The sequence below is a fragment of the Stenotrophomonas sp. CFBP 13718 genome (assembly GCF_014842145.1).
Lineage (GTDB): Bacteria > Pseudomonadota > Gammaproteobacteria > Xanthomonadales > Xanthomonadaceae > Stenotrophomonas.
This window is the reverse complement of sequence record NZ_JACYVC010000005.1, coordinates 186,577-207,044: the sequence shown is the minus strand read 5'-3', so window position 1 is coordinate 207,044 and position 20,468 is coordinate 186,577. Positions and strand designations below refer to the sequence as shown.

22 protein-coding genes are annotated in these 20,468 nt (G+C 63.7%); 3 read left to right on the top strand and 19 right to left on the bottom strand.

Going from position 1 to position 20,468, the window contains the following annotated elements; genetic code table 11:
- Positions 1-15: 15 nt before the first annotated feature.
- Positions 16-450 (bottom strand): BLUF domain-containing protein, encoded by a 435-nt coding sequence (locus IFT58_RS10555; RefSeq protein ID WP_192094799.1) that lies wholly within the window; start codon positions 448-450, stop codon positions 16-18.
- A 100-nt stretch (positions 451-550) separates the two neighbouring features.
- On the opposite strand from IFT58_RS10555, the gene IFT58_RS10550 reads away from it, so the two are divergent.
- The 3 genes from IFT58_RS10550 to IFT58_RS10540 all read left to right on the top strand — a co-directional run bounded on the left by IFT58_RS10550 (position 551) and on the right by IFT58_RS10540 (position 3,094).
- Positions 551-1,219, top strand: coding sequence for an SOS response-associated peptidase (locus IFT58_RS10550; RefSeq protein WP_192094797.1), 669 nt, complete (start codon positions 551-553; stop codon positions 1,217-1,219).
- A 29-nt stretch (positions 1,220-1,248) separates the two neighbouring features.
- The gene (locus IFT58_RS10545) at positions 1,249-1,533 is read left to right on the top strand and encodes a hypothetical protein (protein ID WP_192094795.1); all 285 of its coding nucleotides are present in this window, start codon (positions 1,249-1,251) and stop codon (positions 1,531-1,533) included.
- Positions 1,534-1,927: 394 nt separating this feature from the next.
- Positions 1,928-3,094: an acyltransferase gene (locus IFT58_RS10540; protein ID WP_192094793.1), complete on the top strand. Its 1,167-nt coding sequence runs from the start codon at positions 1,928-1,930 to the stop codon at positions 3,092-3,094.
- 43 nt (positions 3,095-3,137) lie between these two features.
- On the opposite strand, the gene IFT58_RS10535 is transcribed toward IFT58_RS10540, so the two are convergent.
- The 18 genes from IFT58_RS10535 to IFT58_RS10450 all read right to left on the bottom strand — a co-directional run bounded on the left by IFT58_RS10535 (position 3,138) and on the right by IFT58_RS10450 (position 20,468).
- Complete coding sequence (locus IFT58_RS10535; RefSeq protein ID WP_192094791.1) at positions 3,138-4,673, bottom strand: hypothetical protein; 1,536 nt, start codon at positions 4,671-4,673, stop codon at positions 3,138-3,140.
- A 31-nt stretch (positions 4,674-4,704) separates the two neighbouring features.
- Complete coding sequence (locus IFT58_RS10530; RefSeq protein WP_192094789.1) at positions 4,705-9,453, bottom strand: host specificity factor TipJ family phage tail protein; 4,749 nt, start codon at positions 9,451-9,453, stop codon at positions 4,705-4,707.
- On the bottom strand, positions 9,453-9,848 hold the full coding sequence (locus IFT58_RS10525) for a peptidoglycan endopeptidase (protein ID WP_192094787.1): 396 nt from the start codon (positions 9,846-9,848) through the stop codon (positions 9,453-9,455). The genes IFT58_RS10530 and IFT58_RS10525 overlap by 1 nt, the downstream gene beginning before the upstream one ends.
- Positions 9,848-10,309 carry a DUF1833 family protein gene (locus IFT58_RS10520; protein WP_192094785.1) on the bottom strand — a complete coding sequence of 154 codons (462 nt, stop codon included), beginning with the start codon at positions 10,307-10,309 and terminating at the stop codon, positions 9,848-9,850. The genes IFT58_RS10525 and IFT58_RS10520 overlap by 1 nt, the downstream gene beginning before the upstream one ends.
- The gene (locus IFT58_RS10515) at positions 10,306-10,659 is read right to left on the bottom strand and encodes a hypothetical protein (RefSeq protein ID WP_192094783.1); all 354 of its coding nucleotides are present in this window, start codon (positions 10,657-10,659) and stop codon (positions 10,306-10,308) included. Before IFT58_RS10515 ends, IFT58_RS10520 begins: the two co-directional genes overlap by 4 nt.
- Entirely contained in the window at positions 10,659-13,967 is a 3,309-nt protein-coding gene (locus IFT58_RS10510; protein WP_192094781.1) for a phage tail tape measure C-terminal domain-containing protein, read from the bottom strand. The genes IFT58_RS10515 and IFT58_RS10510 overlap by 1 nt, the downstream gene beginning before the upstream one ends.
- Positions 13,968-13,969: 2 nt before the next feature.
- Positions 13,970-14,383, bottom strand: a complete 414-nt coding sequence (locus tag IFT58_RS10505) for a hypothetical protein (RefSeq protein ID WP_192094779.1) — start codon at positions 14,381-14,383, stop codon at positions 13,970-13,972.
- Entirely contained in the window at positions 14,313-14,705 is a 393-nt protein-coding gene (locus IFT58_RS10500) for a hypothetical protein (RefSeq protein ID WP_192094777.1), read from the bottom strand. Before IFT58_RS10500 ends, IFT58_RS10505 begins: the two co-directional genes overlap by 71 nt.
- Positions 14,706-14,804: 99 nt before the next feature.
- Positions 14,805-15,263 (bottom strand): hypothetical protein, encoded by a 459-nt coding sequence (locus tag IFT58_RS10495; RefSeq protein WP_192094775.1) that lies wholly within the window; start codon positions 15,261-15,263, stop codon positions 14,805-14,807.
- 127 nt (positions 15,264-15,390) lie between these two features.
- The gene (locus tag IFT58_RS10490; RefSeq protein ID WP_192094774.1) at positions 15,391-15,633 is read right to left on the bottom strand and encodes a hypothetical protein; all 243 of its coding nucleotides are present in this window, start codon (positions 15,631-15,633) and stop codon (positions 15,391-15,393) included.
- A 9-nt stretch (positions 15,634-15,642) separates the two neighbouring features.
- Positions 15,643-16,047 (bottom strand): phage tail terminator-like protein, encoded by a 405-nt coding sequence (locus IFT58_RS10485; protein ID WP_192094773.1) that lies wholly within the window; start codon positions 16,045-16,047, stop codon positions 15,643-15,645.
- Positions 16,044-16,469 carry a hypothetical protein gene (locus IFT58_RS10480; protein ID WP_342029554.1) on the bottom strand — a complete coding sequence of 142 codons (426 nt, stop codon included), beginning with the start codon at positions 16,467-16,469 and terminating at the stop codon, positions 16,044-16,046. Before IFT58_RS10480 ends, IFT58_RS10485 begins: the two co-directional genes overlap by 4 nt.
- Positions 16,450-17,541 carry a phage minor head protein gene (locus tag IFT58_RS10475; protein ID WP_192094771.1) on the bottom strand — a complete coding sequence of 364 codons (1,092 nt, stop codon included), beginning with the start codon at positions 17,539-17,541 and terminating at the stop codon, positions 16,450-16,452. The genes IFT58_RS10480 and IFT58_RS10475 overlap by 20 nt, the downstream gene beginning before the upstream one ends.
- Positions 17,541-17,897, bottom strand: coding sequence for a hypothetical protein (locus IFT58_RS10470; protein ID WP_192094769.1), 357 nt, complete (start codon positions 17,895-17,897; stop codon positions 17,541-17,543). The genes IFT58_RS10475 and IFT58_RS10470 overlap by 1 nt, the downstream gene beginning before the upstream one ends.
- Positions 17,894-18,406 (bottom strand): DnaT-like ssDNA-binding protein, encoded by a 513-nt coding sequence (locus IFT58_RS10465; protein ID WP_192094767.1) that lies wholly within the window; start codon positions 18,404-18,406, stop codon positions 17,894-17,896. The genes IFT58_RS10470 and IFT58_RS10465 overlap by 4 nt, the downstream gene beginning before the upstream one ends.
- A gap of 2 nt (positions 18,407-18,408) precedes the next feature.
- Positions 18,409-19,020, bottom strand: coding sequence for a hypothetical protein (locus IFT58_RS10460; protein WP_192094765.1), 612 nt, complete (start codon positions 19,018-19,020; stop codon positions 18,409-18,411).
- A gap of 44 nt (positions 19,021-19,064) precedes the next feature.
- Positions 19,065-20,003: a major capsid family protein gene (locus IFT58_RS10455; protein ID WP_192094763.1), complete on the bottom strand. Its 939-nt coding sequence runs from the start codon at positions 20,001-20,003 to the stop codon at positions 19,065-19,067.
- A gap of 12 nt (positions 20,004-20,015) precedes the next feature.
- On the bottom strand, positions 20,016-20,468 hold the full coding sequence (locus tag IFT58_RS10450) for a hypothetical protein (protein WP_192094761.1): 453 nt from the start codon (positions 20,466-20,468) through the stop codon (positions 20,016-20,018).

The window sequence follows — 20,468 nt, the reverse complement described above, 5'->3', positions numbered from 1 at the left end:
ACAGCGGTGAAGGGTTCAGCCTGCGCGGCACTCGTCCTGCCGGTGCCGATCCATGATTCTGACCAGGTGGTCCATCGCCGTTGGCTTCACCGAGCTTCCGCGGCGGACGAAGCTGTTCCAGTCCGCGACCGCGATTGTGCCGAGGTCTCGTCGCGGCGTACCTACCATTGTCATAGACCAGTACGGGGCCAGCCGGCTACCGATCAGCCCTCGAGCCAGTTGCACAATGTCGAAGTGACTGCTCGCGATGAGCACGCGGCCATAGGCCGCACGCAATCCATCATCAGGGCCTTCTAGGTACTGCAGAAAGCGTTCCCCGTCGAATAGAAGCAGGCCGGTCACGCCTGCGATCACGTTGAACCTCGCAGCGTCCTGAACAAGGGCGTCCAGACGCTCTGCTGGTAGCTCAGCGGCCACGTGGCTGGCGTAGACGACTGCGTGAATCGGCATTGCCGGCTCCTGATGGGGAGGTCGAACATAACCGAACTGTGAATAAAATATTGTGATGCTCTAGGCGGAGTAATCACGCTGGATGCCGTAGATGTAGCTCATGTGCGGCCGATTCGTCCAGACCCCGATATTCAAGCCTGACCAGCTCGGCCTGCCCGACCTGGCCCAGGACCTGCTCGAGCTGCCGCCCAGCTACAACCTAGCGCCGACCCAGCGGGCTTCGGTCATCCTCGACCGCGGCACTGGCCGTCAGGTCACCCGGCTGGCATGGGGCCTCCTGCCCTTCTGGGCCAAGGCCAAGGGCCTGCAGGGATCGACCATCAATGCCCGCATCGAGACCGTGGCCACGAAACCGGCGTTCCGGACTGCGTTCAAGAAGCGACGGTGCGTGGTGCCGATGGCCGGCTACTACGAATGGTCCGTCAGCCCCGAGGACGGGAAGAAGGATCCGTGGTTCATTCACGCCGCCGGGCCGTTGCTCGCCGCCGGACTGTGGGAGGACAGCAGCCCGCTACTCGCGGAGGGAAACCTCGGAACCTTCACCGTCATCACCGGCGACAGCAGCGGCGTGTCAGCGGACATCCACGACCGCATGCCGGTGTGGCTGCAGCCTGGGCAGGTGGACGACTGGATGGCCGCCGAGCCCAACGAGGCCATGGCAATGCTGCTCGCCAGCGAGCCTCCAGCGATGGAAGCCTATCGCGTGAGCCGTGCGGTGAACTCACCGCGGAACAATGACCCCTCTATCATTGAGGCGAACGCCGAGTAGGATAGGGGCTCACCTAAGGACCTTGCCCCATGACCACGGACCCATTCGTCCAAGCCGCCAGAAACTTCGTAGATAGCCAACGCGTTCAAGCGATGGAAGAACTCCTTCAATATGAGAGCGACATGGTGGATGACCGCTGCGCCGGCGTCCTCCGGCAGCTGTTGCATCCTGATCAGAAGCCCCTAACCCCCAATCAGCAGTACATCTACGACGCCCTCATAGAGCCACGGCTGGCGGAAAAGTGCAGCAATTGCACAACTTTTGTTCCAGCCGGTGTAGACAACTGCCAGAATTGTGACATCCGCTACGGCTGACGGCTGTGGGGCAGGCGGACGCTCAATTACCGCCTACGAATTCCAAGCACTACGCGTCGCTGCCGAAGAAGTACACGCCTGCCCGCGAATTGGCAGCCAAGAGCGCGTTGGAGTAGGTCACCATCAGTGCGCCATTCACATATGCACGAATGACCGACCCTTGGACCGTTACGCGCAGCGTATAGGTTTTGCCCGTCTCATACACAAGCGGAGTCGTTGCCGGCGTACTTGCGGCTCCTCCGCCGGAGTTGACTGTCTGAAGGCTCAGCTCCCCATACTGCCGGAACACGACCCGATAAGCCGTGAACTCTTCCACGAACAACGTCGCGGAGCTGCTGGATCGCGTTGAAGTAAAGACCTGCCTAAAGAGTGACGCGTGCCCTGCTGTGGCATCATGCGCGCCATCTCCACGGACGGCTTCTACATGAGCGCCAACAGATACGAGTTCGTTGATTCACTACGCGGGATGGCCATCCTTGGCGTCGTTGTGACACACGTCGGCTCCATGACGCTCGACGGGCACGCTGGTCTAGCGGCGCTAATGCGCAAGATTACGGTGCTTGGCGGGATGGGCGTTCCGCTCTTCTACTTAGTCAGCGCGTTTACGATCATGCTCATGTTCACCAAGCGGGTCGGCCGTGAGCCGGCCCCGCTGGGTTCCTTCTTCATCCGTCGCTTCATGCGGATCGCGCCTGTCTACTGGGGAGGAATCGCCCTCTACACAGCGCTTTACGGGTTCACGAACAGTCGTGGATGGTTAGAGGGTCCAGAGCTTTGGCACTACCCCTTGCACCTTCTATTCCTGAACATGACGAACCCATTTACACCTAGCTCGGTGGTGCCTGGAGGATGGTCGATCAGCAACGAGATGATCTTCTACGTACTTTTCCCCGCACTATTCCTGCTGGTGAATACGCCTCGAAAGGCACTCGTATTCTTCGTTGCATCAGTGGCACTAAGCCCGTTGGCAGAGATGGCCGCACACGCAATTGTTGCTTCTCAATTCCCAACGGCCGATGCACAGCAGGCCAAAATGTTTGCTTACCGCTGGCTGCCGAATCAGCTCTCCTGTTTCGCGGCTGGCTTTGTGTTCTTCCACCTCTTCCAACGACTGACTACAGTACCCGCGTTACTACACAGAGTCGCCCCCAAGATCACCGTCCTGACTCTGTTGGCGTTCCTTCCAGTCCTAATTGTGCTCCTACGCAAGGGCCCTATTCAAGAGAACCACCTTTGGATAACGTGGTTCCTCGTACTAGCATTTGCGATGTACGCCTATCAATGGAAGGTCTTGGTCAATGAGCCGCTGGCCTGGATTGGAAAAGTCAGCTTCTCTTGCTACATATTCCACTTTGCGGTGATCGAGCTCGTTCAACGCTTCCTTCCAAGCATGTCGCCTCCCGCTGATTTCGCGGCGACTCTCACAATTACCCTTCCGATCACCCTCGCGCTTGCATGGGTCAGCTACCGATACTACGAAACATTTTTCATGAGACAAACGGCTCGGATAGTTGAAAGATATCAAGAGCGCCGTGGCGCAACAGCTTCGGCGGAGGTGTGACCAGCGCACCACGCCCTCATCCGATGAGGGCGTGGTGTGGTGCTCAGTAGGCTGCGGAGAACTCGGACCGATCCGTTGTGACGAAGAGATCCTGCCCCACGCGGTGCTCCCCGAAGAATATCGTAGCCTCTTCCAGCTCACTTGTTCCGTCCCATGAAACCTTCAGTGAAGAGAAATTGTTGCCTCCATTGTTGACACCTGGAAGCACCGTCGCAAAATAAAACCGCAAACCTGACGAAACACCGTCCGACAACGTCTGTTGGACACGACCATTGCCATCCCCAAGGTTCGCATAAAGTTCGTGATAACCGATGGATGGATCGGTTGACAGTTGCACCCGATGCACAATGTCTACCCATCGACCTACGCACTTGTCGGGTGCCAGCGTCCAGATCCTCTTAGCTTCACTGTCAATCCAGGCGTTGATGCACAGGCCATGCACTGGATGATACTGAATGAGGTTAGGCGAGCGTGTGCCGAATGGCGGACCGTACACCTCGTGGAGATTGATCCCATGCCCCACTGCAGCAAGCCGCGTGTGAGTGTCTGCGGGGACGAATATTGAGAGCGCCACGTAGATGTTGGCGTCTCGGGCTATGAAAGAGGCCGTCTGCGCTTGAACTCTTGGGTACTGAACAGAGTTATTTGCTCTCGTAGTCCGAATTCTTCCGGCAAGCAGACTGGGATTTACAGGGTCCGCAGTCACCAACAGACCCGATGGCTCGATGACGGTCCCTCCAGTGCCGACGTACTTGCTCCAGTCACTGCGATAAGAGTAGTCAGCGGAGAAAAGAACGCCTTCCCAGCGGCCACGGTAATCACCAACACGTTCTGCTTGAAACTTCGTTCCGGCGGCGATGCCCTGCAACGTTATGCCCGAGCTCTGATAGTAAAGAACTTCAAAGTAGTTACCCTGAACCGCAGGGATCGGCCCCGTCTCAACCTGTACAACTTGGCTTCGACCAATGTGGTCAATCGCTGGAACACAAACCCGAGCCATGATCGTGGTTCCGCCTCGCCTGATAATCACCTCACGATGACCAGTCGCGTGGGCTGGAAACTCGATGGCAGCCCGAAGCCGCCAGAGTCCACTCGCGCCGGCGGGTACGGTAATTCGCGTTGGATTGTCACTACTCCAATGGATTGCAGTGTCGACAACACGAACCCCCCATACGATCGGATCAGATGGATTGTTGTTTGAAAGACTGAAACTAGTGCTCCGTGCGAGCGATACACACATAGGCGAAGCCCGATGCGCCTCGCCGAGGTTAGCGGATCGGAACGTCGCGAGGCTCTTTCCAGATTGATCAACCAACTGCTCCGGCTGTACGGAGCTCTCTGCCCTTTTACCTTGAGCCGCAGTCGCGAAGGCCGTGGTCTCGGCATACGCGGCGCCCCCCAGCGCCCCTTCCAGCGCCTCCACCTGCGCCGCCGCTGATGCGCCTACATCGGCAGCGCCGTCTACGAGAGCCTGGATCTCATCGATGTTCTCGTTGTGCTTCCCCCACGCGATTCGAGTTGGATCGCCGAAACGACCACCAGGCTGCGGGGTATCAAGGTCTACTTTCTTCAGTGCCATTCTGGTCTTCCTGTTGGCGATGCCGGGCTTCTTACACTTCCGTGGAAGCAATCGTGAGGGACTGCCTAATGGTCTGGCTGTTGAAGCTGCCCGACTGATGAGTGACGTCCTGGGAGGTGAACGCCACGATCTCCGCGCGGTAGGCGCGCTGAGTTGCCCCGTCTGCGCTGTCATTGACAGTCAGTGACCCGCTCCATGTCGAAATGGCGATGTCTGGACCATCGAACTCGTTGGTGATGTCCACGCCACCACCACGGGTGAACGACTGCCACAACGTCTCGGCGTGGCCGGTGAGCTGGCGATACACGTTGATCGTGACAGTGTTCTCTCCAGCGCCAGCCACGAACCCAGCTGCTCCCATGTCCTGCTTGATGCGGACGTGGCGGCGGCTGAAGCTGATCACCACATTCTTGTTGCGCCCGTTGGTATCGAACGGCCCATTAAGTAGGCTGGTGCCGATGGTCTGCGTCGAGGTGTTCTCTACCGCGTTGAGCAACACACCTGCCGAAAGAGTCCCGCCGAAGTAAGCACTCCCGGCGCGGTCTGCCCATAGATTCGCCATCGCCTTGGTCGCTTGGCTGGCACCGACATTAGGGCCGGTAAACAGCATCAAGTCGTTCTCAGCACCGAAGCCCGCACCGAACACCGCCTGCGTCGGACCTGCCCAGGCACGCATGAAGCCGTCCCTGAACTCGATACCATCCTGGCCATCCGGAGAAGCGATCTCGAAGATGTCGCTCTGGAAGCGCGTTTGAACGATCTGGCCGTTGTTGCTGATGGTCATACCGCCGATCAGTGGCACGCCGTCCGGGCCGATCCCGATCAGGCGCAGGTAGGCTCGTGACTCGACCTCGGCCACCCCCATCTCATTGACCGTTACACGGGCATCAAGCCCGCTGATGGCCTCGGCCACGACGCCGTTCACCTCGGCCCTCACGGCCTCCAGGCGCTCTGACAGCGCGCGAATGCCGCCCTCACCGTCAAAAACCTCCGTGCGCATCAGCTCCAGATTATTGGCGACGATCTCGACTGCACCCTCCAGCTCGCTCTGAACCTCCGTCACCCGCTCGGCCAGCGCTCGCTGGTCGTCCGCATATGCCTCGAAGGTGTCAGTAACGCTGGCCTCGAACTCGCCGAAGTCAGCCACCACCGTATCCACACGCTTTGACACAGCGCGCGTGGCGTCGGCCGCGACCGTCATCACCGTGATCTGGCCAGCGTAAGAGTCCGGATCACCGGCCCCAGTGTCGTCGTCGCCGGCGTGGTCGCCGACTACCTGCGCCGTGAACGAGGTCAGCCGCTGGCCCAGTGCACTCAGGCCATTCTCGTTCTCTTCGACGCGTGCGGTGACCTGCTCCACGTCCTGAACCGATGCCACCGCGCCGTCGCCGGCGGGGAGCCGGACCAAGATCGCATCCAGCCTGGCCGCCTCGGCCTCGATGTCGGAGGCGTTCTGGTGGGCCATGGCGATCGCAGCCGCCAAGGCATCGCCGACGCTGGCGAACTGCCCTACCAGCTGCCAGTCGTCGGGGCTGGACGAAGGCGGGGCATCGATGTTCGCCCGAAGCGCGCGGTAGAGCCCGTCTTCGTGCTTCACCACCGCGCCGACTTCATAGCTGGTGGCAGGCGCCCACTCCCCAGCCCCGACCAGGTCCCCAATCACAGCGCTCAGGGCGTCTGCGTGGGCGATGGCCGCGTCGCGGGCGGCGTTGGCCTTGGCAGTAGCGTCGGCAGCCGCCTGCTGCTTTACACGCGTGTCCTCGTTGAAGCGGTCGACCTTCTCCTGCTCCAGGTCCAACTGCAGCTGGACCAGCTCCGCGACGCTCTGTTCGAAGTCCTCGATGATCTGGCCGAGGTTCGGCTGCAGCGTGACCGTCATCACCCGGGCTACCGTGGACAGCGTCCCCGACGTGTTGCGGCTACGGCAGGCGAAGGTCCACTGCCCCGCCTCGGGCAGAATCGCCTCGAACGCGGAGGCGTGGTAGCCCTCATCACCGAGCGGGGTCATCTGCTCCCACGCCGGGTTGGGGATCGAGCCAGGCACGTACCGGATCTCGACACCGGCAAAGTTGGCCGACTGGATCGTGTCGCTGAAGAAGCCCCACGTGTACCGCCGCACACCGCCGCTCAGCTGCTCGACGTTGAAGAAGTCCACCGGCACCGGAGGGGCGTCTGCCCCGAGGGTGGTGTAGATCACCGAGGCCGCTACGCCGGCGTTTCCATCCGGGCTGTAGGGGCGCACGGTGATCGGGTACGTGCCGGCACCAGGGATCCGCCACGTGGCGGTGCGGGTCACGGTCCTAGCCACTTCCTCCAAAGCCGCATTGCCGTCGATATCAGACAGCACCACGGTGTCGCCCACCGGGCCGCTGACGGCGAAGGTAGCCTGCAGCTCGGTGTACTCGGTATCGCCCTGCACCACCTGGCGCTCGGTGATCTTCAGGTCGCTGGCCACCGGCCGGGTCTGCAGCAGCGACTCGTTCGGCGACGGGATGTACTCACCGGTGTGAACGTAGTGCCAGAACTCGCGGCTCTCAGCCACGACCTCAACCGCGGCGCCTTTCAGCTCGCTTTCCGGACGAATGCTGGTAACCCGGACGCGCAGGCCCGGCGTCTGCTTGAAGTCATAGATCCATAGCGTGTCCCAAGCCGGGTTGGTTGCGCTGCTGCCCGGAAGCGGCGCATCGGAGGGCCAGTCCACGACCAGCGAAGCGCTGGCGCCCGCGAAAGGCTGCACCGTAAGCACCCGGTACACCCGCTCTCCCGGAATGCGCACGCCCACGTAGGCGTTCCCCTGCGCTGGCGCGGGCACAGGCTCATCGAGGAGCAGTCGCACGCGCCCGTTGACCAAGGTAGCGCCACGAACGCGGCCGCCGTAGCCCCACTGGGTCAGATCGTGCTGCAGCGCCAGCATCGACATGCGGCTGTACGACAGGTGCTCGATGTCGGTGCTGTAGCTGATCGCCTTGTACTGGTACAGGCTCTGCGCCAAGTGCCAACGCGCCAGCATCGCGGCATGGGCCTCGCTGGTGATGCCCTCACCCGTGACCTGCGCCGGGTTAAGCATCGTGGTGATACCTGGCGCCGGCACGCGCAGGGTCTTGGCCTCCCACGTGGTGCTGTCGAGGTAGGTGTACTCGATACCATCGGCACCGTTGGTCAGGGTGTAATCGACCTGGAAGGCGCCCTTCTTGATCGTGGCCATGTTGACCACGCCGGACAGCGGCTGCTCGTCGGCAGCCCAGCCCACGGACAGGCGCCCACGCGGCCAGCTGATCTGCCCGAAGCCTGCCAAGGCAAGGGCGTCCAGGACCTGCTGATGGCTGCGGACATCGGTGATCCAGTTGTCGTATGTGAAACCGCTTGCGGCGCAGTGGAGCATGAAAGCCTTGAGGCCCTCGATGTCGATCTGCCGCTCCGGCATCTCCATGCCGGCAACAAGGTCTCCGTTCGGTGCGTAGATGCCTCGGGCGTAGGCAAGGATCCATGCGCCGGGGTTGCTGGTGCGCTGAGTGACCCACTCCGAGCCAGTCCAGACCGGGATAGGTATCGAATGGGCGACGCAGCGGATCTCGTCGGGAGCACCGTTGAGCTGGCCGTTAGCTTTCATGGCGATGCCGATACGCGATATACCCGCGTACGTCGCCGTATCACGCTGAACGCTTGTCAGTGTGGTCCAGACGAACGAGGCTTCGGCGCCACTGCCATCGGTGTTGTTGCCCGCCACGCGCACGCGCACGTCGTACTGGCCCTCGGCCACGTCGATCGCGTAGCTGGCACGTTGGGACTTGTTGTTGTCGCCTTGGACGTTGAAGGATCCGAATGATTGCCACCCGGCGTTTCCTGCCGGCCGATACTGGATCTGGATCTGCTCTTTGTTGACCTTGTCCTTGCCCTTGGTCGTGCGGTCCCAGATCTGGAACTCGACGCCGACCATCAGGCGGATGGTGCCTGCCGAGCTGGTGCGCTGCACCCACGCGCCGGGCTGATGCTTGGGATCGTTGCCGGTGTCCAACAGCGTCCCGCCGTCGGTGACGTCCGGGTTGGTGTGGAGCGGGATCTCCTGGCTGGGCATGCCCGGGAAACCGTTGTGCCACACACGCACGCCATCGTAGGAGGAAAGCAGCGCATCGCCGTTGTACAGGGCCTCGACGCTGTGCACGTTGAGCCCGGGCGTCAGCACCATCGAAAGGAACTGGTCGTCACCCTCATACCAGGTGTACGGCGTGCTGATCAGGTCCGGTGCAATGCGCATGGAGCCGATGAGCAGGCCCAGCGGCTCATAGGGCCGCGCACGGTTACGCCCCGCGGCGATGGAATAGGTAGTTGGAGCGGCCGCGCCTGCCTTGGGCTGCTTGGGCTGCAGCACGCGATTGATCAGGACCGAGCCGGCCATGTAGATGCCGGCGGCAGCGGCACCGCCCCACGCGCCCGCAGCTGCGCCAGCACCCCACCACCCTGCCGTGGCTGCGCCAAAGCCGAACGTGAAATAGGTCAGGGCCAGGGTGGCCACCAACGCCACAGCAGAGCGGCCCACCGCGCCACGGGCCTCGATGACCTGCCCATGCTTGGGGTAGACATAGGGCCACATGTCGCGCGGCACTGCCTTGCCGCCGATCAGCACTACCCAGTCCTGGGCGTCCAGATCGATCACGTGCCGGTGCAGGAAAGTGCAAAGGGACTCGCCCGGCAGCAGATCGGCGGGCTGGTTACGCTGGCCATCGACCAACACCGGATGCGGCGTGACGATGAGCCGCCCACCGGCAGCAGGGTTATCCATCAGGCCCATTCGTAGAATCCCTCGATACGCAGGCCAAAGCCCGTCAGGTCACGGACGCGATGCAGCACGCTGCAGCGGCTGCGCTCGTTGCTGTGCAGGACCCAGCCTTCGTGGTCCAGAAAAAAGAAAACCCCGGCATGGCCGGGGTTGCGTTGTCCGAGATCAAACATCAGGACGAGGTCACCGTTGTGGGGCGGTCCCTCGCGGGGTTTGGCGTAGGGCCTGGACAGCTCGCCCAGTTCCGCTTCGCCGCGCGGGCCGCGCGGTCTGCGGCTCGGCATCTCCACCGACCGGCCAAACAGTTCGCGCTGCACCTTCGTCACCAAGTCGGCACAGTCGAACGTGTTGGCGTCATAGGGGATGCAGGTGAACTGCTCGACGTCGGCCGTGCGCATCAGAAGATCCCTGGAGAGACGTGCGGGTTGAAGCGCAGGCGCACAGCCTGTTGCCGCGTGTAGAAGTCCACACCGCAGCTGGCCCGCGCAGTCTGCGCGTTCACAGAAACCGTCATCATCGGCAGGAAGCTTTCCTGCCACACGAAGTTAGGGTCCTCGCGGTCGGTGATGATCATGCGGCACATGACCAGCTCGCCTGGTGCCAGCCGCTCCAGGTCCTCCGTAATGGCGCGCCCCACGTTGCTCAGCACCAGCTGCGCCCGCTGCGCCTGCCCTGGCACATCGTCAGGCATCTTGAAGCCGAACTGCACGCCAACGAAGATCAGACCGTTACTGGTCCAGTCGCGGGTATCGTTGGCGATTCGCAGGGTCTCTACGAACGACGGGGCGCTCACCTCCAGCAGCATCAGCGTGCCGGCTGTATCTGTGACCCGCTGGCGCCGCTCAAGGAACGTGCTCATCGGAGGTACTCCAACGTCATGGTCCGTTGGGAGAAGAAGAACCTAGGGGCCTGCGGAGACAACATGCCGATGTTGCCGCTGACGATCCTGGCCGTGAGAGGTCCCTTCCGTGGGTGCCGGATGGAGAACCATCCAATGCGCTTGATGTCGTTGAAGTACCAGGCTTCGAAGGAATCTGCGTCCTCCGGCGTCTTGAACAGGACAGTTGCCTGGATCTGGAAGATCACGTCCGAGTTGATGATGCTTTCCTTCGGGACTCCGCGCTCCATCTCAACCCGATCAACCGAGGGGTCGAAGCCCTCGGCCAGGCCACTGAATCGCACCGTGGCATAGCTCGGCCATTCACTCATCAGACCGTCTCCTGCCAACCGTACTTGTTGCGTCCAAGGGATCCGAGATCACCGCCGTCGAGGCTTTCGCCCACGATGTCGATAACCAGTTTCTTCAGCTCGCTGCCGTCGGGCATGCGCTCGGTGGTCTGCCGGGTTTGCACCTGCCCACCTCCGTGGTTGTTGATCTCCACCTTGTAGGATCCGCCCCCACCGCCTGCACCACCGGCGGAAGGGGCCGCCGGGATGACCTTGCCGCTGTTTCCCGGGATCAGGTACTGCTTGCCATTCTGCTCGAGCAGCTCCGGCCGACCGCCCTCGCCCACCTCGTAGAAGGAGCCGCGGTTGACGCCGCCGCCGCGCGCGCGGCCACCGCCGAAGCTAAGGCCGTCCGTGAGCCACCCGGTGTTATTGCCGAAGCTCTGTGCTGAGTAAGTCGACGGCGCGGAGTTGCCCCCGAACAGCCCACCCAGCGCGTTACCGAATAGTCCCAACGCGGCCTGCTTTGACGCCATGCGGGCCATATCGGCGATCACCGAGTTGGCCAAGTCGCTGAAAGACAGCTTGCCGGTCTTGGCAGCGCGCACCCACATGTCCTCCCACCCCGACAGCGTATTGCTCACGACCGTGCCAGCCTGCTCCGAGGCGTTCGTTGCTGAGGAGACGTAATCCTCCCAGACCCGCGTTACCCCCGTACGCCAATCGCCGAGCAGCGTCATCCGCTGCTGCTGGTACGAGCGCTCGATACCGAGCGAACGCTCCAAGCTTGCCTGCAGGGCCAGTTGCTGCTGCTGGTAGTCAGCCTGGCTGAGCGCCGTGCTCTTGTCCCGCTGCGCCTTGTCGAGCTTCTCCGTTTCGTCCAGATACTGCCTCTGGATATCCAGCTGACGCTGCAGCATGGTCGTGGCGTCGGCGCCCCGACCCATCCCCATCAGATCGACCTGCGCCTGCTCCTGGCGCTGCTTCTCCAGCTGCGAGAGACGCTCCGTCAGCGCAATCGATGCCTGCATGCCGCGCTGGCGCTGCACCTCGGCTTGCCCGGCCGCGTCGGTGGCCTGGAGGGTCGGAATCAAAGCTTCCAGCAGCTTCCGGGTGGAGGCCGTCATGGTGTTGGTCTTGTCGTCCAGCAGCTGGCGCGTCTGGATCACCAGGCGGTCACTGGCGGTGACCTTGGACCCGCTCTCTGCCAACTGTTCGTTGGCGGTAATTTGCCTCTGGAGATTGGCGAGAAGCGACTGCGCGGACGAATCATCAGCGTTCTTCTTACCGACACCCTCACTGCGGTTGAACTGCTTGTCGATCTGGGAGTTGCTTTGCGCGATCAGGCGCTGCATCGACCCGTCAAAGTGCCGCGCGTCATTGTCGGCCAGCTTGTTGTACATCTCGATGATCTTGTTCCGCGCCTGGAGCTTCGGCGCCTCGCGGTCCAGACCCGCGAGGCGAGCAGTGAGTGCCTCCCCCGCTCCCGCGCGCTCTTTCGCCGCCTCGCGCTCCGTAGCGACAACGTCACGATTGTGACGCTGCACCACCTCTAGAACCTTGGCCCCCTCTGACAGCTCGGCCTTCCATGCCGTAAGGTCAGCGATGCGCTGGCGCATGTCAGTTTCGCCTGCGCGGCCCCTTGAGGCGTCGCCCGGGATGGGGCTTCGCTGCAGATTGCGGAAGAACTCGAGGTTGTCCCGAGCGTCCTGCAGCTGGCTGTCGAGATCAGTACGGCCCACCGCCTTAACAGCCTCGAGCGCCCCCCGAAACGTCGAGACAACCCCTTTCCATGCCGTCTCAACGATCCCGGCGCTCTCGACCATGTTGTTCGCACGATCACGCATCACATCGTCAAATTGCTCAAGCGCTGATTGCGTGGCAGCGTAGTCGCCGCGCTGCTCGCGCACTGCTTCGATGTGCCGATACACCTCCGGGGTGAGGAAGTTGTAGCGCTCGTTGAGCTTGGCCAGCGCATCGGCGCCGCCAGTGGCCAGCGTCTGGATCTCATTGACGGTCGCGCTAACGGCTGTCCCCGTCATCAATGACAGGTTGGTCGCAGATGCCGCGATCAGCTCCAGTGTTGCGCCGCTCGCCTGCCCCTCTCTGGCAAGGGCACCGAGCGCCGCGCCCACCTCACTGTAGTTGCCTGCGGCACGCCCCAGCTCCGTCCGCATCGCCATCAGCTCGCCAGCCGTGAAGCCGGCGGCGTTGCCGGTTGCGGCCAGTCCTCCCTCCAACTTGCGCAGCTCGAAATACCCAATCGCGGCCACCGCCGCAAATGCACCAAGAGATGCAGCCGTGCCGCCGATCGCCACGCCTGCCACGCTAAAGAGGCGCCCCGCGATACCGGCCTGATTCCCCAACTGCATGATCTGGTTGCCCGCCATGCCGAAGTTGCCCGTCGCCAGGTAGGTCACCAGTTGTGAGAGGTTCCGCTGCGTCTCGGCGGACTGCATGTTGAGCCTGCCGAACGCGTTGGTCAGGCCATCACTGCCGCGTGATGCTGCGAGGGTCTTCTCGCGCACGCCCTCCAGCTGCGACTGGTATTGCTGGAACACCTGCGGCTTGAGCAGGCCTAGGTCACGAGCCTTCGCCAGGCGCTGCTCCTGATCGGCCAGACGGTTCAGTGCCGCGACGGTAGGGTCGATCTGACCGAGCAGCTTTTGCAGGTTGAGCTCCTGCATCTGGGTAGCGCGAGCCGACTCCTTCGCCTGCGCCGCAGTGCGGGCCTCGGCCGCCTGCAGGAGCTTCGCCCGCGAGGTAAGCCGCTCCTGCTCGCTGCCGGCGTTCGCCATCACCATGGCGCGAGAATTGAGCGCCGAAGTGCTCTCCCGCGCGGCTTCGGCCAGCGCTCGATCCGATACGTTTGCGCCGCGCATGCTTTCGGCATAGGCCACCGCCTGCTGCGCAACAGACCTGAAGCGGGCTTCCTGCGCTGCGATATCGGTCTGCAGCTTCTGGCTTGCGGTGGATACAGCCGCGGTGTCAGCGGCAGCGGACTTGCCGGCTGCACTGTAGCTCTGGAGCTGCGATGCAGTGCCGCCAAGCTTGCCCTCCAGCCCGCCGAGCGAGGCCAGCATCTCGACGTTGGTGCGGTTCAGTGCCTGCAACTCGGCGATGACCGCCCCGGTGCCAGTACCAATGCGGTCGAGTGCGCCACCCAGCCGATCACCCAGAGTGCTCGAGGAACGCTCGATGGTGCGCGAAAGCGCCTGATAGTCCTTCTCCAAGCGTTCCGCAGCACCACCGGCCTTGTCAGCGGCCGCCGCGTTGTCGTCCAGGGCCTTGGTGCCCTCCAGCAGTCCGCTGGAATCAACCTTGTACCCAAGCTCCGCGATATCAGCCATCTTCACCTGCTCCCGTTTTGCGCATCGAGTGCCCGTTCCCGGGCCGCCGCTTGGTCCTCCCGCACGGCGGCGAGGTACTTGTCATCCATCGCCATGAGCATCCCGACCTCTTGCGGGAGCAGGTCCAGCTGCAGCAGTCGTTGCCAGTCGCCGACGTCACTGAAGCTCAACGCCTCAGGCCCTGCCCGCCGTCGGGCAGACAGGTCCCAGAACCACTGCCAGACGTGGGCGCCCTCCTCGGGCAGGTCCACGTCCGGCGTCGTGATCTCAAAGCGCTCGTTGCGCTGCCGCCGGGTTTCACCCTTCTCGTCCGCCATGTCGTAGCGGACGACGGTGTAGGCAGCTTCAGCCAGCCGGCTCGTCAGCGTGGCGAAAAAACTCGGCACGGTCGCCGAGGGCGATATCGACCTGGTCACTCACCCAGGGGAGCTCCTTGAAGAGGTCGCGCAGTCCCTTTTCGGTGAACTCCGGCTTCTCCCCGTGGAAGGTCAGCTCGCCCTGCCAGTCCCAGCCGCCCACAGAAGCCACCAGCAGGTCGAGGCGCCCGGCCTCCAGCTTCTCAGCGGTGACCTTGCCGCGGCCGAGCATCCGCTCGTTCGTAGCCTTGCGGGAGGCTGCACGGACCTGCGGGTGGCTGTCCGGCAGGATGGTGATGGCCAGGCCGACCGGTTCGTCGGTGGCCGGGTGCTTGATGTCGATGCGGCGCTCGGCAGCAACGATGGTGCTCAATTCGGTCATGGCATGATCCCTGTGAAATCGATCCGGAGAGAACCTCGGGGAAGCCGGCCGGATCAGATCCGGCTTGTCAGGCGGCCGCCCTATCCCAGAGGTGTTCGGTTACGGCGCGGGCACTTCCACCGGCACCTGATTCAGGGCCAGCGAGTACACGTGCAGCACGAAGTCTTCGTTGCGGCCGCCGGGCGTGCGGGGGCCAGTCACCAGGCCGCGCAGGTATTCGATCTCGCCGCTCGGACGCTCGACCTTGAACGCATAGGCGTCCTGCACGTCGGGCTGGCCAGCGGCGCGCATGGCGATCTGGCCCGGGTCGGCGAGATCGCGCGCCATCTCCACTTCCGGGTCGCCGGCATTCGAGATGCCCTTGCCCTTCAGGGCGACGGCGGTATCCCAGGTGTCGTAGGTGACGATGTTGGTCGTGATGCCGCGCTCGCCGACATTGCCGACCTTCTTGACCTGGACATAGGTCAGGGCCGCGAAAGCGGTTTCGGTGAGGTCCTCGTTCTGGGGCAGGACACAGATGGAAAGCTTGGAACCGCTATTGGTTTGTGCTTCGGGCATGGCCGAGTCTCCTCGCGATGGGCATAAAAAAACCCGCCACGGGGCGGGGTGTTGGTGAAACAGGAGAGGCCCGCAATATGCGGGCCTCTGAAATGATTGCAGCGGTTGTCAGCGCTATCGGCCGCAGCTACTTCGCAGGCGGCGCCAGCTTGGCCGCAACGAGCTTCAGCGCCTGCGCTGCGGTGAAGCCGACCTCCACATACGAGAGATATTCGTCACGAACGAAGCGCGCCTGCTCCCTGTTGAAGGCATCGAGCAGATGGCGGTTCTGCCGCATCCGGTCGATGGCGTCGCGCAACTGCTTCAATTCGCCCTCGTTGGGCGGAGAGTCGCTACGGACCAGGTGAAGTGCGGGCGGCTTGGGGCTCATGGCCGGATTCTAACCCGACACGAAGCCCCGCCAGGGAATGGTCACCGGATGCATGATCCGCTCGGGGTCCTGGATGATCGAGCTGGTCCACGGCTTCCGGTACACCCGCACCCCTGAGAAGGCAGTGCCCTTGGCGAACGCGGCGATGATCTGGTCGGTGATCTTCGTGCCCACGATGATGCCGGCGCCCGGCCGGTAGCAAGCCGACAGCTGCCCAAACCCCTGCAGCAGCGAGGGACCGTCGTCGCCCATCCCGTAGTTCTGGGTCTGGTTGGGGAACCACTGCAGCTCCAGCCATGCGCCTTGGGCCGGCGGAGTGAAGCCGAGGCCCGGATAGGAGCACGGGAGGTCAGTTGCGGTAGCGAACGCGCCGGCGAGCCCTGCGAAGGCGTCATAGATGGCCGTGTCGCTCATTTGATCCGCTCCTTCACGTCCTTTGCCACCTTGTCCACGATGAAATCCCAGTTCTGCGCGGCTGAGCGCATGAAGCCCTTGCCGGACTGCGCATAGACCCTGCCGAGGCTGTCCTCACCGTAGAACCCGTGTTCCATACGCAGGGCGTAGGAGGCAGTCCAACCCGCCCACACCGACTGCCCCAGTTCGACGCCGGAGAACACCAGCGAAGGGTCACCGCCAGCGCCGTCGGGCGGTCCTGCGGTTGATGCAACTGCCGAGTTGCGAAGGAAGCCGGTGGCCACGGGCATCTTGCCCCCCTCGCCCTCCGGAGTGCTCGCATCCTCCATCACCGCCTGCGCCGACTCACGGAAGATCGCCAACTGGCGCTGCTTGGCCTTCTCGGCGAAGGCCTTCACCTGGTCACCGAACTTGTTGGCCACGCAGCACCTCCGCCGTCATGTCGATCCGGTATTGCTTCATGCAGCGGCAGCCGATGGTCTCTTCCGCACCTGCACCGAGCGAGCTGTCACCGGGGTAGTTCATCTGGGCGCCGCTGGGCGTTACGAATGGCTCGCCGAACCGACGCCGCTGCCCGTTCATTGCCGCGTGGCTGTGCCGGGTCTGGCGGTCACCGGTAGCCGACCAGGTGCACGTGACGTTTTCAGGGGCCAGCTTCCCAGCCTCAACCTGCTGCCGATACGACTCCTCCCGGCCAGCGTTCATCGCGGTGATGGACTCCGTGCGCGCGACCATCTCGCCGCGCAGCGCCAGCAGCCGATCTGCGTAGCATCCTGCAATCTTCTCGATGTCGGCCTGTGACACGGGCTTGCCGGCCGCGATGGCGCGCTTGACGATGCCGTCCAGGCGCTTGTCGCGGCGCTTGCGTCCGAAATAGGCCGCCATCTGATTGGGGTCGCCGCTGGCCAGCTGCGTGCGCACGTTGGCTACGAACTGGCCTTGCTGAGCCGTGAGTCCCACGAGACCGCCAGCCCGGCGCCCACTCTCGCCCACCCTTCCAACCAGATCCAGAGCGGTCTGGCGGGGATTACGTCCCACAGCCATGCCCTGCTGTAGCGCGCCCCGCACCAGCGTTCGCTGGTCCTCGATGATGCCTGTGATCAGCTTCGACGAGTTGTCACGAAGCCAGCCCTCGGCGGCTGGGTTGCGCAGGTCGAACGAGGGCCGGAGCGTCGGCGACGCGGACCGGGGGCGATACCGCCCGGTGATGATCGGGTCCAGCGACAGACGGAGCGGCGGCATCTCTATTAGGCCAGCATCAGCGCCCGCTACGAAGGCCTGCCGGATCGCCTCTGAGAGTGGCGAGAAGCGCGCCGCATCCAGACCCAGCGCCTCGAGCACAGTGTCTACCTGGCCAGCGCGCAGCAGGTCCGCCACGAGATCCAGCGGCGCCTGCCGTTGCACCTCGATCAGGGCCTGCACGAAGGCACGGCGGATGGCCGGCTCCAGCCGGATGGCCAGCTTCTCGATCTCGCGGGAGGATAGGCTGGCCATCAGCGACGGGCATGGAACTCATAAAGAAGGACCTGCCCACCGGGAGAGAGCGGCTGCAGGTCAATGAAGTTGTAGGGCACGCCGCCCAGCAGGATCCGGTCGTCCTTGACCGGCTCGATATCGATGGCCGTAGAGATCAGCCCCAGCTTGTCGCCCTTCAGGACCAGCGTGGCGTCGCGGTTGGTGAGGCTGTATTCCAGTTCCACCACTGTGCAGTCGTGACTGCTGGGCTGGCCAGGCTGAGGGTTGTGCGGAGGCCCGGTAGGCACGCCGTCGCGCTGCAACTGCGTCTGGTAGCCGAACTCGGCAATCATCTCGACCGCCACGGCCTGCATTTCGTCGTAGAAGTCGCTCATACGACCCTCACTGCCGGCATCGACCTTGGCGCGCGTAGGAGCGCCGCGAGGATCTCATCAATGATGGTGACCACCGGGCGCGTCGGAACGCCACCATCAGCGGCCTTGTCGCTGTAGGCGACCTCGATGGGTCCCACCTTCTTCCGGATGGCCAGCGAGCTGGCAACGAAGTCGGGTGACAGACTGCCCGGCCTCGCCAGCTCGCGCAGCGCAGCCTCGTAGGTGGCCTGCAGGATCTCGACGGGCACCTCATCCGCCGGGATGCGTGCACCTTCGTTGTCGATCGCACCGATGCGGGGCCACTCGTTTGGCTGGCCCCGCCCAGCAGTACGCACGCCGGGGAACATCGATGCCCAGCGGCCGGAAGGCAACTGGATCCGGTATCGACCGTCGATGTAGTCCGTGGCGCGGTTCAGCGCCGCGGTGCGCGCGCCGTCATCACCCGCGCCCCAGGCGGCGTTGCCGCGCGCCTGGTGGTAGGTGTCCGCCCCTTCCAGCGTGCCGTACATGGTCAGCCCTCGCTCTTCTTCTTCGCCTCGGCCTCGGCGATGGCTTCCTGCAGCTTGCCGGTGCCCCAGTGCGAGCCGACGCCTGCAACGCCCAGTTCTTTGGCACGTGCGACCAGCACCGCCTTGTCGGTGACCGGGTCCGGCGCGCTGCCGCCATCCGCACCAGCAGCGCCGCCCGCGCTTGCAGCGCCGGTAGCAGCAGCGGCCGCGTCAGCACGGGTCTTCGCCTCCGCCTCGGCGATGGCTTCCGACCGCAGCTGCTCGACCGCGTCGGCCAGCTTGGCCTCGCGCAGAGTGCCGTCCAGGCCGTTCCAGTCTTCGATGGACAGTCCGGAGGCAGCATGAGCGCGTCGAACCACGTCGCCCAGCGACACCGAGACGTCGTCAACCAGGTCGATGCGTACGGGCAACACGTTGGAGCCCAGCAGGCTCGGCGACGCCGGCGGCGGCGTTGCATCGCCGTTGATGGTCAGGATCTTCGCCTTGATCCAGCCCTGCACCACGGTGTTCTTCTTCAGATGCTCCCAGTTGGCGACCGTCTCCTCAACGCCCGGCGCCAGCACAGTGCCATCAGGCAGCCCGAGCGGGCCCCTGTGATTGTTGGTGATCTTCATGCTTCGCTCCAGTGGGCCCCAGCATGTCGCCGGGGCCGTGGTGATCAGATGCCGTCGAGGTAGACGACTTCCTTCGGCAGGCGCACATCCAGGCCACCCAAGCGCATCACGCCCGGGATCTCCCAGCGCAGCGGGCCGCTATGCCAGGCCGGCAGGAAGCGGTGCGGCATCGGCATGTGCAGCTTCAGCACCTGCGGATCCTTGCGGTAGGCGACCAGACGCGTGGTGCCGCCGACGCCAGCGGTGTCCAAGCCACGAACACCCCGTATCGTCAGCTGCTGCCCGGTCTGCACGTTGTACAGGTTGTTGGTCATGTACCACTGCAGGGCGGTCATGTCGCTCTGGTCGCTCATCTTGCGCGTGGCGAGCAGGTTGAACTTCGTCCAAGGCAGCAGGAGCGTGTCCGCGATAGATGCGGTGTTCGTGCCGTTGAAGACATTGATCAGCGCCTGGTTCAGCACACCGACGATCAGGTTGGTATCGGTGGAGGCATCCCACCCGCCGGTTTCGGCCGCCACCGGCGTCACGCCCGCAGCGTTGAACAGGCCGGTGAAGCCCTTTCGCTCGTCGCCCAGCAGCGCCACGCGATCAACCATCTCTTCAGAAGCCTGGCGCGCAGCTGCAGCGTCGTCGGACGACAGGTTGATGCCCAACAGCTGGGCACGGCCGATTTCTTCCCAGCCATAGCCGTAACCAATACCAGCGGTATGCACGCCGGTCTGGTGCTGGGCGCGATTGGTGCCGGCCTTCGGGATATCGTCCGCGTTACCGTTGATCCAATCGGCCTTGCCGTACTGATCCGCCGAGTAGTACGTCACCGAGGTAGCGAACTCGCTGCCGGAGGTGTCGACCGGGATCAGGTCGCGGTACTGCACCGACGGGTAGCGAGTCCGGTAGACGCCCGGTTCGATGATCGATGCCTGCGCGACGACGAAGCCGAGGGCGGCCTGCGCATCGAACAGGGGGATGGATTGTCCATTCATTGGTTTGGCTCCTTAGCCGAGACGGACGACGGCCAGCTGGCCGGCGGCGGTGGTGCTGGTGTCCCAGCGAGCGCCCACGAAGGCGGTGTTGTCGGTGGCTACGTTGGTGAACGTGCCTGCCCCGGTGACGAAGACCGGATCGCCGGCCTTGACCGCCACCGCAGCTGCGACCCAGACGTCGCCCTTGGTGATGACGCGGGCCGAGGAGTGCTGCGCGAAGCTGTCCGGAACGTTGACGCTGCCGACGGCAGAGCGGTCGAGCAGGGTGATGCCGACGAGCTTCAGCGCACCGGTGCCGGCCAGGACGATGCCCTTGTCGGCGACGCCCTGGGCGACGGCACGACCGAAGCCGATACCCGGGGCGGTCTCCACGTCACGGGAGATGATGGTTGCCGGCAGCATGGTCGCCTGCGCGCCGAGGGTAGCGGCGGGCTGGGTGTCCGGGTAGTTGGTCTGCAGTGCCAT

Excerpts from the sequence above, each read along its gene's own strand:
- IFT58_RS10540 (WP_192094793.1), top strand. The coding sequence starts at position 1,928 with ATGCGCGCCATCTCCACGGACGGCTTCTACATGAGCGCCAACAGATAC.
- IFT58_RS10525 (WP_192094787.1), bottom strand. The coding sequence starts at position 9,848 with ATGCGCACGGCCGACGTCGAGCAGTTCACCTGCATCCCCTATGACGCC.
- IFT58_RS10520 (WP_192094785.1), bottom strand. The coding sequence starts at position 10,309 with ATGAGCACGTTCCTTGAGCGGCGCCAGCGGGTCACAGATACAGCCGGC.
- IFT58_RS10510 (WP_192094781.1), bottom strand. The coding sequence starts at position 13,967 with ATGGCTGATATCGCGGAGCTTGGGTACAAGGTTGATTCCAGCGGACTG.
- IFT58_RS10470 (WP_192094769.1), bottom strand. The coding sequence starts at position 17,897 with ATGAGCGACTTCTACGACGAAATGCAGGCCGTGGCGGTCGAGATGATT.
- IFT58_RS10500 (WP_192094777.1), bottom strand. The coding sequence starts at position 14,705 with ATGACCGAATTGAGCACCATCGTTGCTGCCGAGCGCCGCATCGACATC.
- IFT58_RS10555 (WP_192094799.1), bottom strand. The coding sequence starts at position 450 with ATGCCGATTCACGCAGTCGTCTACGCCAGCCACGTGGCCGCTGAGCTA.
- IFT58_RS10450 (WP_192094761.1), bottom strand. The coding sequence starts at position 20,468 with ATGGCACTGCAGACCAACTACCCGGACACCCAGCCCGCCGCTACCCTC.
- IFT58_RS10530 (WP_192094789.1), bottom strand. The coding sequence starts at position 9,453 with ATGGATAACCCTGCTGCCGGTGGGCGGCTCATCGTCACGCCGCATCCG.
- IFT58_RS10460 (WP_192094765.1), bottom strand. The coding sequence starts at position 19,020 with ATGAAGATCACCAACAATCACAGGGGCCCGCTCGGGCTGCCTGATGGC.
- IFT58_RS10485 (WP_192094773.1), bottom strand. The coding sequence starts at position 16,047 with ATGAGCGACACGGCCATCTATGACGCCTTCGCAGGGCTCGCCGGCGCG.
- IFT58_RS10465 (WP_192094767.1), bottom strand. The coding sequence starts at position 18,406 with ATGTACGGCACGCTGGAAGGGGCGGACACCTACCACCAGGCGCGCGGC.
- IFT58_RS10490 (WP_192094774.1), bottom strand. The coding sequence starts at position 15,633 with ATGAGCCCCAAGCCGCCCGCACTTCACCTGGTCCGTAGCGACTCTCCG.
- IFT58_RS10545 (WP_192094795.1), top strand. The coding sequence starts at position 1,249 with ATGACCACGGACCCATTCGTCCAAGCCGCCAGAAACTTCGTAGATAGC.
- IFT58_RS10515 (WP_192094783.1), bottom strand. The coding sequence starts at position 10,659 with ATGAGTGAATGGCCGAGCTATGCCACGGTGCGATTCAGTGGCCTGGCC.
- IFT58_RS10455 (WP_192094763.1), bottom strand. The coding sequence starts at position 20,003 with ATGAATGGACAATCCATCCCCCTGTTCGATGCGCAGGCCGCCCTCGGC.
- IFT58_RS10550 (WP_192094797.1), top strand. The coding sequence starts at position 551 with ATGTGCGGCCGATTCGTCCAGACCCCGATATTCAAGCCTGACCAGCTC.
- IFT58_RS10495 (WP_192094775.1), bottom strand. The coding sequence starts at position 15,263 with ATGCCCGAAGCACAAACCAATAGCGGTTCCAAGCTTTCCATCTGTGTC.
- IFT58_RS10475 (WP_192094771.1), bottom strand. The coding sequence starts at position 17,541 with ATGGCCAGCCTATCCTCCCGCGAGATCGAGAAGCTGGCCATCCGGCTG.
- IFT58_RS10535 (WP_192094791.1), bottom strand. The coding sequence starts at position 4,673 with ATGGCACTGAAGAAAGTAGACCTTGATACCCCGCAGCCTGGTGGTCGT.